The 13,914-nt window shown below is 71.4% G+C and carries 15 protein-coding genes and 1 riboswitch; of the genes, 10 read left to right on the forward strand and 5 right to left on the reverse strand.

The window, feature by feature from the left end:
• Positions 1 to 132 precede the first annotated feature (132 nt).
• On the reverse strand, positions 133 to 1,086 hold the full coding sequence (locus tag AC3A46_RS13775) for an alpha/beta fold hydrolase (RefSeq protein WP_487665697.1): 954 nt from the start codon (positions 1,084 to 1,086) through the stop codon (positions 133 to 135).
• Between the two features lie 67 nt (positions 1,087 to 1,153).
• Between AC3A46_RS13775 and AC3A46_RS13780 the strand changes: the two genes are divergently transcribed.
• From AC3A46_RS13780 to AC3A46_RS13795, 4 genes are all read left to right on the forward strand, one after another.
• Positions 1,154 to 1,663, forward strand: coding sequence for a carboxymuconolactone decarboxylase family protein (locus AC3A46_RS13780; RefSeq protein WP_045297469.1), 510 nt, complete (start codon positions 1,154 to 1,156; stop codon positions 1,661 to 1,663).
• Complete coding sequence (locus AC3A46_RS13785) at positions 1,660 to 2,415, forward strand: tyrosine-protein phosphatase (RefSeq protein ID WP_487665698.1); 756 nt, start codon at positions 1,660 to 1,662, stop codon at positions 2,413 to 2,415. Before AC3A46_RS13780 ends, AC3A46_RS13785 begins: the two co-directional genes overlap by 4 nt.
• A gap of 74 nt (positions 2,416 to 2,489) precedes the next feature.
• A complete protein-coding gene (locus AC3A46_RS13790) occupies positions 2,490 to 2,966 on the forward strand; it encodes an SIP domain-containing protein (RefSeq protein ID WP_487665699.1) in 477 nt (158 codons plus the stop codon).
• 140 nt (positions 2,967 to 3,106) lie between these two features.
• Complete coding sequence (locus AC3A46_RS13795) at positions 3,107 to 3,430, forward strand: hypothetical protein (protein WP_157549698.1); 324 nt, start codon at positions 3,107 to 3,109, stop codon at positions 3,428 to 3,430.
• A 59-nt stretch (positions 3,431 to 3,489) separates the two neighbouring features.
• Here the strand turns inward: AC3A46_RS13795 and AC3A46_RS13800 are convergent, their stop codons facing one another.
• From AC3A46_RS13800 to AC3A46_RS13815, 4 genes are all read right to left on the reverse strand, one after another.
• Positions 3,490 to 3,948 (reverse strand): Fe-S oxidoreductase, encoded by a 459-nt coding sequence (locus AC3A46_RS13800; RefSeq protein ID WP_487665700.1) that lies wholly within the window; start codon positions 3,946 to 3,948, stop codon positions 3,490 to 3,492.
• Positions 3,945 to 4,781, reverse strand: coding sequence for an arginase family protein (locus AC3A46_RS13805; protein WP_487665701.1), 837 nt, complete (start codon positions 4,779 to 4,781; stop codon positions 3,945 to 3,947). The genes AC3A46_RS13800 and AC3A46_RS13805 overlap by 4 nt, the downstream gene beginning before the upstream one ends.
• A gap of 121 nt (positions 4,782 to 4,902) precedes the next feature.
• Positions 4,903 to 5,640, reverse strand: a complete 738-nt coding sequence (locus AC3A46_RS13810) for a PspA/IM30 family protein (protein WP_487665702.1) — start codon at positions 5,638 to 5,640, stop codon at positions 4,903 to 4,905.
• 99 nt (positions 5,641 to 5,739) lie between these two features.
• Complete coding sequence (locus AC3A46_RS13815) at positions 5,740 to 7,764, reverse strand: TPM domain-containing protein (protein WP_487665703.1); 2,025 nt, start codon at positions 7,762 to 7,764, stop codon at positions 5,740 to 5,742.
• 186 nt (positions 7,765 to 7,950) lie between these two features.
• Here AC3A46_RS13815 and AC3A46_RS13820 point away from each other — a divergent pair, with 186 nt between their 5' ends.
• The 6 genes from AC3A46_RS13820 (at position 7,951) to AC3A46_RS13845 (ending at position 13,910) form a co-directional block, all read left to right on the forward strand.
• Complete coding sequence (locus tag AC3A46_RS13820) at positions 7,951 to 8,793, forward strand: DUF3097 family protein (protein WP_487665704.1); 843 nt, start codon at positions 7,951 to 7,953, stop codon at positions 8,791 to 8,793.
• 117 nt (positions 8,794 to 8,910) lie between these two features.
• Positions 8,911 to 9,576, forward strand: coding sequence for a tRNA (guanosine(46)-N7)-methyltransferase TrmB (trmB, locus tag AC3A46_RS13825; protein WP_487665721.1), 666 nt, complete (start codon positions 8,911 to 8,913; stop codon positions 9,574 to 9,576).
• 59 nt (positions 9,577 to 9,635) lie between these two features.
• Positions 9,636 to 10,577: a CPBP family glutamic-type intramembrane protease gene (locus tag AC3A46_RS13830; protein WP_487665705.1), complete on the forward strand. Its 942-nt coding sequence runs from the start codon at positions 9,636 to 9,638 to the stop codon at positions 10,575 to 10,577.
• A 57-nt stretch (positions 10,578 to 10,634) separates the two neighbouring features.
• Positions 10,635 to 10,699: riboswitch (guanidine-III (ykkC-III) riboswitch) on the forward strand.
• 9 nt (positions 10,700 to 10,708) lie between these two features.
• The gene (locus AC3A46_RS13835) at positions 10,709 to 11,029 is read left to right on the forward strand and encodes a DMT family transporter (RefSeq protein ID WP_487665706.1); all 321 of its coding nucleotides are present in this window, start codon (positions 10,709 to 10,711) and stop codon (positions 11,027 to 11,029) included.
• Between the two features lie 187 nt (positions 11,030 to 11,216).
• Positions 11,217 to 12,758, forward strand: a complete 1,542-nt coding sequence (locus tag AC3A46_RS13840; protein WP_487665707.1) for a M20/M25/M40 family metallo-hydrolase — start codon at positions 11,217 to 11,219, stop codon at positions 12,756 to 12,758.
• A gap of 318 nt (positions 12,759 to 13,076) precedes the next feature.
• Positions 13,077 to 13,910 carry a mechanosensitive ion channel domain-containing protein gene (locus AC3A46_RS13845; RefSeq protein ID WP_487665708.1) on the forward strand — a complete coding sequence of 278 codons (834 nt, stop codon included), beginning with the start codon at positions 13,077 to 13,079 and terminating at the stop codon, positions 13,908 to 13,910.
• Positions 13,911 to 13,914 lie beyond the last annotated feature (4 nt).

Consider the following 13,914-nt stretch of genomic DNA (forward strand, 5'->3'; position numbering starts at 1 on the left):
CGGGGCCCCGGGCTGCCCAGGGGGCAGAGCTGCCGGATAGGTATCAGCCTAGGGATATCGCCGAGGCACGCGGCAACTCGGTACCCGGAACGCAACAGAAGCGTCGATGCTTCCCGACCGGCGCCGCAGGGGTCACGGGACCGCGGCCATCGCACGCAGGCGCGCGCCCAGTTCCCGCGGGATCTCCTCCTGCACGTTGTGCCCCGAGGAAACGACGGCGACGGATGCTGCGGGCACGCGTCGTGCGAACTCCGCGGCGTCGTCCTCCGTGACATACCCGCGCTCGCCGCGCAGGAGCGTGGTCGGGGCCGTCACGGCGGCGAGATCCGCCCAGCCGGACTCTCCGAGCACCGCGGCGACGGCGTCCTGCCCTTCGACGGGCTCAGAGACCTTCGGCTCGGCGGCCGCCGCGTTCGCGAGGCGGGCGAAGTGGTGCTTCCACTCGACTCTGCCGTCGGGACGGACACGGGAGTTGAAGTACACGCCGCGCTCGGCCTTGCGGCGGGTGCCGCCGCCGAGCCCGAAGGAGAGGGCACGGTCGACGAGCTCGTCGCGCGACCCCCAGTCGGCGGGGCCGGCGAAGAAGTCGCGGATCTGCCGCGCCCCCGCGTTGGGGTCCAGGCCCGGCGTGATGTCGATGACCACCAGCTCGCGTACGAGATCGGGTCGGGATGACGCCACGGCGGCGGCGGTCAGCCCGCCGAGGGACTGCCCCACGAGCAGCTGCGGGGCGTCCGTCCAGGTGTCGATGCCCGCCGCGACGTCCGGCGCGAGCGCCCGCGCGACGTAGGCCATGTCGCCGCGCCACGACGAATCGCCGTGCCCGGGCAGGTCGATCGCGAGAGCGGGGAGCCCGAGCGCGAGGATCGTGGTGTCCCACGTGTGCGCGTTGAGGCCTGCGCCGTGGAGGAACGTGACCACGGGGGCGGCGCCGGGGGAGTCCGCGGGCGTGTAGCGCAGCGCGCTGAGCGTGCGGCCGTCGGCCAGCGTCAGCGACAGCCGCTCGCCGTGGGGGACGAGAGCCTGGATGCCGGCCTCCGCGGCCTGCTCGGGAAGGAACGAGAACTCGTCGATGGGGTCGCTCACCCGCTCATCATGCCCCACCCCGGTGACGCCCGGCCCCGCGCGAGCCGGCCCTGGGTAGTCTGGCGTCATGACGGCAGAACACCGCGTGCATCTCTCGCGAGCGGCGCGACCCGCCTATCAGGCGCTCTCGGCCTTCTCGAAGACCGTGGGCGGCATCGCCGCAGAGAACGGCATCGACGACCGGCTCAAAGAACTCGTGCAGATCCACGCCTCGCAGCGCAACGGCTGCGCCTACTGCGTGCGGGTGCACGTCGAGCGGGCGCTCGCCGCCGGCGTCACGGCGGACGACATCGCGCAGCTGCCGGTGTGGCGCGAGTCGGGCGTCTTCTCCGACCGTGAGCGGGCGGGCCTCGAGCTCGCCGAGGCGTATGTCTACATCCACGAGGACGGCATCCCCGACGACGTGTACAACCGCATCGGCGGCGTGCTCAGCGAGAAGGAGTACGTCGCCCTCAGCTGGATCCTCGTCTCGATCAACGCGTTCAACCGGATCGCCATCGCGGGCCGGTACAGCACGCCGCCCCGCGACGACCTCGTCGGCGAAGACAAGGACGCCGCCGCGGGCGCCGCCTGGTGACCGTCCCCACACCCCCTCTCGATCCGGCACCGGCCGAGCCCGTCGTCCCGGGCGCGGTCAACCTCCGCGACGTCGGCGGCCTGCGCGCGGGTGACGCGGCCACGCGGTTCGGCGTGCTGTTCCGCTCGGGCAACCTCGCCCGGCTCGATCCCGCCGGCACCCGGGCGCTGGCGGATCTTCACCTCCGGCGCATCATCGACCTGCGCGCCGACGACGAGGTCGCGCGCGAACCCAGCCGCATCGCCGGTCTCGACGTCGTGACGCAGCGCGTGCCCCTGTTCCTCGGATCGGTGGAGTCCTTCTTCCGCGACGACATCAGCCTCGACGAGATGTACCGCCGACTCGTCGACGACTCATCCGAGGGCGTCACCGCGGTGGTCCGCGGCATCCTCGTCGACCAGCCGGTGCTCGTGCACTGCACCGTCGGCAAGGACCGCACCGGCGTGACGATCGCACTCACCCTCGCCGCTGCCGGTGTCGACCCCGACGCCGTCGTCGCCGACTACGCCCGCACCGAGGGGCTGCTCCCGCCGCAGCGCAATCGCAAGATCGTCGAGATGCTGCGCGCGATGCACCCCGACGCCGTCCACCTCGAGGATCTCGCGACCAGGTCCCCGGCGCCCGTCATGCGGGCACTGCTCGACGATGTCACGCGGCGGTACGGGTCCGCCGAGGAGTACCTGCGCGCCCATGGCCTGGCCGACGACGAGATCGCCGAGCTGCGCCGCGTGCTGCTGCACCGCAGCGCGTAGAGACGAGGCATCCGCTCTTCACGGTCGGTAATGAGGTAAGGCAACCCTTCATCAGCGGTTATAGTGGAGGGGTCATGGTCCAGAACATCCAGCCTCAGAGTGCCGCGCACAGCGCGTCGGCGTGCCGTGCTTCGCGTCACACGCGCGTGCAGCACCTGATCACGGCCGACGAGTCGTCGCTGGCCGAGCTCGAGGCCGTGCTCGCGACCCTGCCCATCTGCTCGACGGGCCGGGTGTTCATCGAGATCCCCGATGCCTCGTGGCTGGCCGAGATCACCGCTCCGAGCCGCATGATCGTCACGTGGCTCGACCGCTCGCAGCGATCGGGCGCGCCCGGCACCGGCCGCGGCTGCGCGTCGGGCGAGGCGCTGACGCGTGCGGTCACCGCGTGGGCCGACGAGATGCTGTGCACCGACGACGACGAGACCCGCATCCACCTGCTGGGCGGCTACCTCGGCACCGCCGACATCGTCGACCACCTGGTCGAGCTGGGCATCCGCGCGGACGCGATCCACACCCCCGCGCAGTACGGCCTCACCACCGCGCGCTGAGCCGCCGCGCGGCTCCTGCGCCGCGATGCACGCTCCCTAGGTACTGCCCCGGTATTCACCTCATTGACGGGGCCCGAGCCTCGGAGTTCGATGAGCGCGGGCGAGCTCGCTGCTGCCCTGTCGACTGGAGGGGGCGCATCATGCGCAGGAAGATCATGCTGGGGATCGCGGTGGGGGCTGTGCTGGTGCTCGGTTCCGCGGGCGGAGCGTTCGCGGGGGAGTACAACGCCAACGGCGAGGCGACCGGCGCGCGCAGCAACGCGAACTCGCCGTGCGCGTTCTCCGGCCTGGAGGACCACGAGACCGACGGCTCGGGCGTGGAGCCCGGGGCCACGCAGAACTGGGGCCAGTTCGACCAGGAGGTCCGCAAGGCCGCCAGTCTGCACGGCGGCGGGGCCTCCGAGGTCAACATCCCGGGCCTCGGGGAGTGGGGCTGCAACGGTCACACCCAAGGGCAGAAGTGATCTGAGGACGCGGTCGGGGTATCCGGCCGCCTCCTTCGTGCTGTCGTCGCCTCGTGCGATCAGGTCGCGCCGCGCGGCACGTAGTTGCCGTCGGCGAGGCCGGCCTCGATCTCGAACCGGTTGCGAAGCGGGTTGCGGCCGGCCAGCAGGTAGAGCACGGGCATGAGCAGCCCGTAGCGCTGCCACTGCCGCTTGTGCACCGCCTCATGCCGCAGCAGCGCATCCGTGAGGCGCCCGTCGCCGGTGAGGAAGCACGCGCCGACGCACGAGCCGCCGCGCGGGAACGTCCAGCGGGGCATCCCGCGGAACACCCACAGGCCCTCGCGCTTCTCGACGCGGCCGGTGCTCCAGAGCGTGCCCCAGACCCATCCCACCGCGCAGCCGTACCAGTAGCCGATGCGGCTGATCGGCGAGTCGAGGAGGATCGACGGGATGGCGTCGTCGATGCGGCGCCCCCTGATGACGGCGCGCTCCGCGGCGGCGCGCCACCCGGCGGGCGGGGCGGGGATGGGACTCACGCCAGCGCCCCGATCACACGCAGGATCGCGCCCAGGTCGTCGGTCGCCGCCGCGATCGAGGCGGGCGAGTAGCCGGCGAGGGATGCGCCGACCAGCGGCACCCGCTCTCGCAGGCGCGCGACCGCCACGGTCAGCTCCGCCACGGTGACCCCGAACGGCTCGGGGTGCGCGTTGCCCGCGATCTCGGCGGGGTCGAGCGCGTCGATGTCGATGTGGATGTACACGGCGTCGGCCCCCGTCGCGAGCACCGCGTCGGCGAGGGCGTCGGCTTCGCGCAGCGCGTCCACCGTGAGTGCCGCGATGCCGAGTTCCGCAACGACCTCGAGCTCGGGGTCGTCGAACGACCGAGCCCCGCCGACGATCACGCGGCCGGCGGCGATCGTGCCCGCGGGCAGCGCCAGGCCGGGGTCCCCGTCGCCGATCACCGCGCGCAGCGCCATGCCCGCGAAAGCGCCCGACGGCGACGAGTCCGGCGAGTTGAGATCGGGGTGCGCGTCGATCCAGACCACCGCGAGCCCGGGGAAGCGGCGGGCGGCGTGAGCGATCGGTGCCAGCGCGACGCCGCAGTCGCCGCCGATCGTGAGCACCGGCTCGTCCGGCGCCGCGGCGTCGTACGCGTCGAGCGCCTGCGCGACCATCCCGCGCACGCGCTGCAGTGCGCTGAGGCGATGGATGCCGGTGCCCAGCGATTCGCCCGCTTCCATCGGCACGTCGAGCACGGTGGTCGAGGCCCGGGGGAGGTCTCCCGCGATCGCCTGGGCGCCGTCGATCAGCTGCATCGCGCGGGAGGACGGGCTTCCCTGCCACTGCGGGACCACGAGGTATCGCGTCATCTCCTCATCTTCGCGCAGTCCGGGGGTCAAGGCATCCGTCCTGCCGTCCGTTCGCTGGAGGCAGACGCGAGGGGCGCCGGATCCGTGCGGATCCGACGCCCCGAGGCGGTGAGCGGTGGGCTCAGTTCTCGATCGCGGCCTGCACCGGAGCGCCGGACTTGAGCGCGGCGAGGCGGGCCTCGACCTCGGTCAGCTCGCCGACGTCCTCGAGGGCGTTGAACTGCGCGTCGAGGGTCGACGCGGCCAGCTCCTGCTTGCCGGCGGCGAGGGCCTCCTGGCGGCGCACCTTGTCTTCGAAGCGGCCGAGCTCGCTGGTCGGGTCGAGCACGTCGATCGACTTGACGGCGTCGTGCACCTTGTTCTGGGCCTCGGCGGTCTTGGCGCGGGCGAGAAGCTCGGAGCGCTTGGCCTTCAGCTGCTCCAGCTTCTGCTTCATGCCATTGAGGCCCTCTTTCAGCTTGTCGACGACCTCGTTCTGCGTCGCGATGGTGGGCGCGATCGCCTTGGCCTCGTTCTCCTCGCTGATCTGACGCTGCAGCGCGATCTTGGCGAGGTTGTCGAACTTGTCGGCGTCGGTGGTGTTGCCGGTCTTGCGCAGCTCGTCGGCCTTGCGGCTGGCGGCGAGGGCCTTGCTGCCCCACTCGGCGGCGGCCTGCACGTCCTCCTGGTGGTCGCGCTCGAGCAGGCGCAGGTTGCCGATGGTCTCGGCGATGGCCGACTCGGCGTCGGCGATCGAGTTCGTGTAGTCGCGCACGAGCTGGTCGAGCATCTTCTGCGGGTCCTCAGCGGAGTCGAGGAGTGCGTTGATGTTCGCCTTCATGAGGGTCGAGATGCGACCGAAGATGGACTGCTTCGCCATCGGTTTTCCTTCCTATCGGACGTCAGTTCTGGGTCGGTGAGTCTGGTCTGGAGACGGATGCCGCGGCCCGCTGCCCGCGGGCGGTCGGGCGATTTCGGGTCAGAAGCGGCCACCTCCTCGACGTGCGCGCGTGCCGCCGCCTCCGAAGCTACCGGGTCGCATGCCGCCCGACGAGCGGCCCGGGCCGCCGCCGCCCAGCATGCCGCCGAGGCCGCCGCCCATGCCTCCCGAGGAGCTGCCGCCGCTCAGCACGGAGTTCAGCACGATGCCGCCGAGGACGGCGCCGAGCATGCCCCCGCCGGACTGGCCGCCCTGCTGGCTTCCGCCGAACATGCCGCCCACGCCGGCGTCGAACGCGCCGACGTCGTTCTGCGCGAGCTGGATCGCCTGCCCGGCGAGCTGGTCGGCACGCTGCGCCTGCTGCATCGCCTGCTGCGGGTCGCTCGCCTGCAGCGCCTGGGCGCGGGCGAGCGAGGCTCCGGCCTCGGCGAGGCGGGTGCGTGCCTGGGCGCCGACCGCGCCGCGCCGGGCGGTGATGTAGTCCTCGGCCGCCGACACCTGCGCCTGCGCCTGCATCATCACCTGGCCGACCATCTGCCGTGCGCGCTCAGCCTGGGCCTCGGCATCCCGGACGCCCTGCACGAGGGTGTCGATCTGCGTGTTGGCCGCTTCGAGGCTCTGGAGCGCTGCGAGGGGGCGCTTGGCGGTGCCGCTCAACTGGGCGCGCGCGGCCTCGAGCTGCTGGCGCGTCGACGCGATGACGCCGGCGATCCGCCCATCGGTGTCGGGGAGGGCCGATGCCGCGGCGATGTCGGATTCGAGCTCGGCGACGAGGGCGGTGGCGTTGCGCTCGCCCTCGGCGAGGTCGGACTGGAGCTTGTCGATGGCGTTCTCGAGCAGGGTCGCCTGGCCGACGGCCTCTTCGGCGGCACGGATCCCGACCGCGGCCTCGCCGCCGTCGCCCGCGCCGATGGCGGCCTGTGCGGCGGCGAGCTGTTCGTCGGCGAACGCGAGGCGCTGCCGTGCCTGCTCGGGATTGTCGACGACGGTCGCGAGCGCCTCAGGTGCGTACGCCGTCTGCAGGCTCTGCAGCCGGGAGGTCGCCTGGTCGAGGGATGCCTCGGCCTTCGCCTTCGCGTCGTGCACCCGCGCGAGCGCCTCGGGGGCGTTCTGCTCGAGTTTGCGCAGCTCGTCGAACGCGGCCGCCTTCTCGTCGAGGAGGGTGTTGGAGGCCTCGCAGAGCGCGATGATCCGCTCGTTCCAGGCTCGCGTGTCCTGCTCGGCGTCGGGGATGTGATCGTCGAGTCTCTGCTTGAGTCCGAACGCCTCGTCGAGGCTCTGCTGCGCGGTCGCGAGCGCCGCCTCGAACTCGGTCGTCGCGGCGTCGCCGAACTGCGCCTTCGCGAAGGCGAGCTCCTGCGTGCTCGTCTTGATCGCGTCGTCGGTCTCGACGAGCAGCGACGACGCGCGTCGCTCGAGTTCCTCGATGCTGGGCTGGGGCGGACCTGCCGGCCCGGCGGTCACCGCGCCGTTCTTGCGCCGGCGGAGGAACATCACGAGCAGCACGACGCCGACGCCGACGACGACGATGACGAGCAGCCACGTGAGCCACGCGCTGCCGCCGGCAGGGGCGCCCGGCCCGCCGACGGCGTTCGTGAGACCGTCGGCCGCCGCGTCCACCGCGCCGAGCCAGTCGTCCTGGGCGAGCGCGGGCTGGATCTGCTGCTGCTCGATGGTCGCGAGCTGCTCGTCGCTGACGGGGCCGGCCGGGTCGCCTGACAGGTAGAACGCGCGGCCCTGGGTCGCGACGGCGAGCAGGTACTGGCTGACGCCGAGGTTGTTGTCGTCGGCGGTCTGGTTCGCCCATTCGGCGGCGTTCGCCGGGTCGGTGAACTCGTCGACGTAGACGACCCAGAGGTCCAGGCCCGTGTCGGACTTGAGCTGTTCGAGGCGCGACTGCGCCTCGGAACGCTGCGCGGACGAGAGCACACCCGACTCGTCGAGCACGTACTCCGCGCTCGAGCCGAGCGTGACCGGCGGAGTCGCGAGCGCCGCCCCACCGCTGATCGCCGCGACCGCGACCACCGCAGCGGACGCCAGCGCTGCAGCCCAACGCAGTCGCATCGATCCCCCCTCTGGGACTCGGGTTCCCCCACCCGCGAGTCTATTCAGCCGCGGGGATACGACGATAGCCCACGGCCCCGACGCCACTTGAGTGTTCGCCGAGAACGTACGCAGGCGCCGCCGATGCGGGTCGCTCCCGCCCTGCGCACGCGGCGGCGGGTAGCCTTGCCGATCCGGAGGAGGACCATGGACGATCGCTACGGCGCCGATGTGCTGGCCACGGGGTGGAAGGGCCACGGGGTGCGGGAGCTGCCACGGGTGGCGGCATCCCGTGATCTCGTCGTCGAGGTGGCGGACGACGGCTTCTGCGGAGCCGTCGTGGGTGCGTCAGGCGGCATGGTGGAGCTCGAGGACCGCCTCGGACGCCGCCGCCTGTTCCCGCTGGGCGCGGGGTTCCTCATCGACGGCGAGCTCGTCGTGCTCGGTCCGCCCGCACCGGCCGCGGCGCCCGCCGGCCCGAAGCGCACCGCATCGGGCTCGTTCGCCACCGCCGACTCGCGCGCCCGCGTCGCGCGTGCCAGCCGCATCCTCGTCGAGGGGCGCCACGATGCCGAGCTCGTCGAGAAGGTGTGGGGTGACGACCTCCGGGAGGAGGGCGTCGTCGTCGAGTACCTCCAGGGCATCGATCTGCTCGATGCCGCGCTCGACGAGGAGCCGCCGTCGGCCGAGCGCCGCTACGGCGTGCTCGTCGACCACCTCGTGCCCGGGTCGAAGGAGTCGCGCATCGCCGACGCCATCGGGCGCGGCCGCCACGGGAAGCACGTGCTCATCGTCGGCCACCCCTGGATCGACGTGTGGCAGTGCGTCACGCCCCGCGCGGTCGGCATCGAGCGCTGGCCCGAGGTCCCCCGGGGCATCGAGTTCAAGGTGGGCGTGTGCCGGGCGCTCGGCTGGCCCGCGCGCGACCAGGCCGACATCGCCCGGGCCTGGCAGCGCATCCTCGCGTCGGTGAAGACCTACCGCGACCTCGAGCCCGCCTTCCTCGGCCGCGTCGAGGAGCTCATCGACTTCGTCACGGTCCCGCAGTGACCCGTCGGGGCCGGTCGCCCTGGGTAGCCTGGAGGGGTGACGAACCCTGCCACGCCCGCGCCCGAGCCCCGCACCTTCCGTGAGAAGCCGGTGTCGTTCGTCCGGCGCAGCGGCCGGATGTCGGACGCGCAGGAGCGCGCCTGGAGCGAGCTCGCCCCGCGGTACGTCATCGAGGTCCCCCGCGACCGTGCCGCCACGAGCATCCTGCCGGACTCGGAGATCGATCCGGGCACGGTGTGGGGGCGCGACGCGCCGCTCGTCGTCGAGATCGGTTCGGGCCAGGGGCACGCCATCGTGCACGCGGCGACGTCGCGCCCCGACACGGACTTCCTCGCCATCGAGGTGTTCCGGGCCGGGCTCGCCCGCACCATGCTCGACGCCGACCGCGCCGGGGCGCGGAACCTCCGCCTCGTCGAGGCGAACGCGCCCGAGGTGCTGCAGCACCTGCTGCCCGAGGCATCCGTCGACGAGCTCTGGATCTTCTTCCCCGACCCGTGGCACAAGAAGAAGCACACCAAGCGGCGCCTCGTCGCCGAAGGCTTCGGCGCGATCGCGGCGCGGGTATTGAAGGACGGCGGGATGCTGCGCCTCGCGACCGACTGGGAGGACTACGCGCGGCAGATGCGCGAGGTCATGTCGGTCGCACCCGACTTCGAGGCGACGTTCGAGGGGCAGTGGGCCCCGCGCTTCGACGGCCGCGTGCTGACCGCGTTCGAGCGCAAGGGCGCGCGCGTGGGACGCGACATCCGAGATCTGTCGTACCGCCGCGTCGCGAGGTCATGAAGATCCAGCACCCCCTCGACCACTGACTGTCCTGACCCCGACCGACCGGAGCGCCGAGCATGCCCGCACATCCCGACGCCGCGCCCGCGCCGGCCGTCCGCGCGTGGTCCTGGGCTCTCGCGCCCGCTCTCCTCGTCTGCCTCGCCGCCCCGGCGTTCTTCGTCGTGCGCGTCCCGTGGCTCGGGTGGGTGCTGCTGGCGGCGGGTCTGGCGGTGGCGCTGCTGACGGATCGGATGGTCCCCACGCCCCCTCCACACGCCGCCGGCACGCCGCGGGGAGCCTCCGGGAGCGGAGGCCCAGCTGCCACCCGGCCTCCGGCGCCGGGCGGCAGCATCCGTCCGCCCTCTCTGCTGCGCGATCTCTCGCTCATCGCCGTGGGACTGCTCATCGTGAGCGCGATCCCCCTCAAGGCGGAGCTCGACAACCTCGCGATCCTGCGGTTCGCGATGGCCCTCGGCGGCGCGGTCGCCGTGCCCTACGTGATCTCGCGGTGGGTCTATCGCGATCGCGCCATCCGGTTCCCCTGGCGCGGCGGCGGCCGGTGGACGCGGTTCCAGTGGACGTGGCTCATCGCCGTGCTGCTGCTCGGCTGGCTGATCTTGCCGTTCTACTTCATCACGTCGGGCGTCTACCTCAACTGGCCGGTCGTCGACACTCCCGAGCTCATCGCCCGCCTCTTCGTCGGCGTGGGCGCGGTCGGCATCTGGGACGAGCTGTTCTTCATCTGCACATGCTTCGCGCTGCTGCGGCGGCACTTCCCGTTCTGGCAGGCGAACATCCTGCAGTCGGTGGTGTTCGTCTCGTTCCTGTGGGAGCTGGGGTACCAGGCGTGGGGTCCCGTGCTCACCGTTCCGTTCGCGCTGCTGCAGGGCTTCATCTTCATGAAGACGCGCTCGCTCGCGTACGTGGTCACCGTGCACCTGCTGTTCGACGCGGTCGTCTTCCTCGTGCTCGTCCACGCGCACAACCCGGGGATGCTCGACTGGCTCTTCTTGGTCTGACCCCGGCGGGCGGGAACCCTGCCCAGGTCCTGCCCAGCGGGTGTGGCTAGGGTGGTCAGCGGATCCCCGACCGGATCCCCGGACGACGGATCAGTACCCGGTACGCGACAAGACTGGCCAGGAGCACAGTCATGGCGTGGGTCATCCTCATCGTTTCCGGCATCCTCGAGGCCGTGTGGGCCACCGCCCTCGGCAAGACCGAGGGCTTCACGAAGCTCTGGCCGTCGGTGGTCTTCGGCGTCGCGCTCGTCGCCAGCATGGGCGGACTCGCCTGGGCGATGCGCGACATCTCCACCGGCACCGCGTACGCGGTGTGGGTCGGCATCGGTGCGTCGCTGACCGTCGCCTACGCGATGATCACCGGCGACGAGGCGTTCTCGTTCGTCAAGATGCTGCTCATCCTCGGCCTGGTCGGCTGCGTCGTCGGCCTGAAACTCGTCGGCCACGAGTGACCTCCGGGAGACGGATGCTGCGCCCCGGCGACGACGCCCCCGGGTCGCAGCGTCCGCCCTGGTCGCGCCCCGATGATGAGAGCTCGATGAGAGTGACCGTCGTGGGACTGGCCGTGCCGATGCGGAGTGTGTGACCATCCCCGCAGGAAGCCGGTGACAGAGGGGTCGCCGGCGGAGAGGCACGACCATGCCCATGAGAACCAGGCGCGCCTGGGCTGTCGCTACCGCGACCGCCCTCGTCGCCACCGTCGCTCTCGCTACTCCCGCGTATGCGGCACCGAACAACAATTCGGTGAACAAGATCACGAAAGCCGTGACGCTCGCCGGCGTCATGAACCATCTCGAGGCGTTCCAGGCGATCGCCGACCAGTACGGCGACCGGGCCGCCGGCCGTCCGGGGTACGAGGCATCAGTCGACTACGTCGTGAGTCAGCTCACCGCCGCGGGGTACACGCCGGAGGTGCAGTCGTTCGAGTTCGACTATTTCGAGGAGAACAGCGAGCTCATCCGCGTTTCGCCGAACCCCACTTCGTTCGTCGACGAGTCGGACTTCCTCCGCAACAACTTCGACAGCGGCAGCCCCAAGGGCACCGCGACCGGTCCGCTCGTGCCGGTCGGTGTCGTCTACCCGTCCGAGGCGCTCCCGCCGAACAGCAACACCAGCGGATGCGAAGCGACGGACTTCACCGGCTTCCCGGCGGGCGGCATCGCGCTGGTCCAGCGCGGGTCGTGCGGGTTCGCGGTCAAGGTCCTCAACGCGCAGGCGGCGGGCGCCGCCGGCGTGATCGTCATGAACGAGGGGCAGGCCGGCCGCACCGGCCTCGTCGGCATGATCGGCGACGCCACCGGGCTCAACATCCCGGCGGTCTTCGCGACCTCGGCCACAGGGGCGAACCTGCTGTCGGTGCCGAACTCGATCGTCACCGTGACCGTCGACTACGAGGCCGACACGCGCACCGCGTGGAACGTGCTCGCCGAGACCACGGCCGGAAACGACGCCAACACCGTCATGGCGGGCGCTCACCTGGACAGCGTCCAGGACGGCGCAGGCATCAACGACAACGGCTCGGGCAGCGCCGCGCTGCTGGAGACGGCCATCCAGATGCAGAAGACCAAGCCCAGCAACACGGTGCGGTTCGCCTGGTGGGGCGCCGAGGAGAGCGGTCTGCTCGGTTCGGAGCACTACGTGGAGGCGCTGTCGGAGGAGCAGGCGGGCGATATCGCGCTCTACCTCAACTTCGACATGATCGGCTCGCCGAACTACTTCATGGGCGTCTACGACGGCGACAACTCCAGCGGGACGGCCGCCCCCGGCTTCATCCCCGAGGGGTCCGCGCAGATCGAGGACGTCTTCGAGCAGTACTACGCGAGCGTCGGAGAACCGTTCCAGGACACCGAGTTCTCGGGCCGCAGCGACTACGGGCCCTTCATCGCCGTGGGCATCCCCGCGGGCGGTCTGTTCACCGGTGCCGAGGGGGTCAAGACCGCCCAGCAGGCGGCGATCTTCGGCGGCACGGCCGGCGTCGCGTTCGACCCGTGCTACCACGCTCCCTGCGATGACATCGACAACCTCAACGAGCACGCGCTCGACGTGAACTCCGACGCGGTCGCCGCGGCGGTCATGACGTTCGCGTTCGACACGTCGACGGTCAACGGCGTCCGCACACCGGGCAAGTCGCACGGTGCGGGCAAGAGCATGGACGCGTTCACGGGCGACGCCGCGCAATGATCGAGCGGATGCTGCGCCTCGGCGACGTGCGCCGGGGCGCAGCATCCCTCACCCTCAACCTCATGTCGAGATGACTTCTTCGTGAACTCTTGACGACGGGGTTCCCGAGGAGGACATTCGATCTTGCGAAGAGAAAACAGAGACGTAAGGCCCGAAAGGACCCGGAACACAGAAACCCCTTCGCATTGACGATCCCCCCGGCGCTTCGGCACCGAGGGGATCATCGTTTTGCGCCCGGCGTCGTCGGGGCCTCTCGTTCGAAGCCGGGGCCCCGGCGAGGCTCGCGCGACGCGCGCACCCCGCTCGTATCCTGACGACGTGGATTTCAGTCAGTTCCTGAGCACGCCGATCACGTGGTGGCAGGTGCTGTGGGCGATCCTCGCCCTGCTCGCCGGGTGGATCGCCTCGCGCATCGCCAAGAGGGCCGTCACCGACCTCCTTGGCCACGTGCCTACGGCGACCCCGGCCGCGACCAGGTTCGCCGCGCGATTCGCCCAGTACACACTGCTGCTCGTCGGCTTCGGGATCGCCCTCGCGTTCCTCGGGGCGAACGTGCAGCCGGTGCTGGCCGTGGTGATCGTGCTGGTCGTCGTCGCCGCGCTGGTGCTGCGCGGCGTCGCCGACAACTTCGCGGCGAGCGTGCTCATCGCCACTCGCAAGCCCGTGGTGCTCGGCGAGGAGATCACCGTCGAAGGACCCGACGGCAACCCCATCACCGGCACGGTCATCGAGCTCAATTCCCGCGCCGTGGTCTTCACCACACCCGACGGGCGCACCGCGCACGTGCCGAACTCGAAGCTCCTCGCCGAGACCCTGGTCAACAACTCGCGCCACGGCGGCAGGCGCAGCGAAGTGCAGGTGCGCGTCGAGCGCGCCGGCGCCGGGGTCGACGAGGTCATCGAGGCGCTCGCCGAGTCCGCCGCCGCGGCCGAGGGCGTGCTCGCCGATCCCGCTGTCGGCGTGCTCGTCAACGCCGTCTCGCAGACCCGGATCACCGGGCGCGTGCAGTTCTGGCACGATCCCGCGCGAGGTCTCTCGGTCACGTCGGGTGTGGTCGCCGCGCTCACCGCGGGACTGGCGCGGCGCGGGTGGTCGGCAACAGTGACGAGCGAAGCGGTCGTGCCGCCCCTCGTTCCCGGCGATCCCGTCTGACACC

It is taken from the genome of Microbacterium sp. Soil_C_42, from assembly GCF_057656735.1.

What these genes read in the sequence shown, in the direction of transcription:
- AC3A46_RS13795 (WP_157549698.1), top strand. Translation starts at nt 3,107, where the DNA reads ATGCGCAGGAAGATCATGCTGGGGATCGCGGTGGGGGCTGTGCTGGTG.
- trmB (WP_487665721.1), top strand. Translation starts at nt 8,911, where the DNA reads ATGTCGGACGCGCAGGAGCGCGCCTGGAGCGAGCTCGCCCCGCGGTAC.
- AC3A46_RS13830 (WP_487665705.1), top strand. Translation starts at nt 9,636, where the DNA reads ATGCCCGCACATCCCGACGCCGCGCCCGCGCCGGCCGTCCGCGCGTGG.
- AC3A46_RS13790 (WP_487665699.1), top strand. Translation starts at nt 2,490, where the DNA reads ATGGTCCAGAACATCCAGCCTCAGAGTGCCGCGCACAGCGCGTCGGCG.
- AC3A46_RS13815 (WP_487665703.1), bottom strand. Translation starts at nt 7,764, where the DNA reads ATGCGACTGCGTTGGGCTGCAGCGCTGGCGTCCGCTGCGGTGGTCGCG.
- AC3A46_RS13820 (WP_487665704.1), top strand. Translation starts at nt 7,951, where the DNA reads ATGGACGATCGCTACGGCGCCGATGTGCTGGCCACGGGGTGGAAGGGC.
- AC3A46_RS13805 (WP_487665701.1), bottom strand. Translation starts at nt 4,781, where the DNA reads ATGACGCGATACCTCGTGGTCCCGCAGTGGCAGGGAAGCCCGTCCTCC.
- AC3A46_RS13835 (WP_487665706.1), top strand. Translation starts at nt 10,709, where the DNA reads ATGGCGTGGGTCATCCTCATCGTTTCCGGCATCCTCGAGGCCGTGTGG.
- AC3A46_RS13840 (WP_487665707.1), top strand. Translation starts at nt 11,217, where the DNA reads ATGCCCATGAGAACCAGGCGCGCCTGGGCTGTCGCTACCGCGACCGCC.
- AC3A46_RS13780 (WP_045297469.1), top strand. Translation starts at nt 1,154, where the DNA reads ATGACGGCAGAACACCGCGTGCATCTCTCGCGAGCGGCGCGACCCGCC.
- AC3A46_RS13810 (WP_487665702.1), bottom strand. Translation starts at nt 5,640, where the DNA reads ATGGCGAAGCAGTCCATCTTCGGTCGCATCTCGACCCTCATGAAGGCG.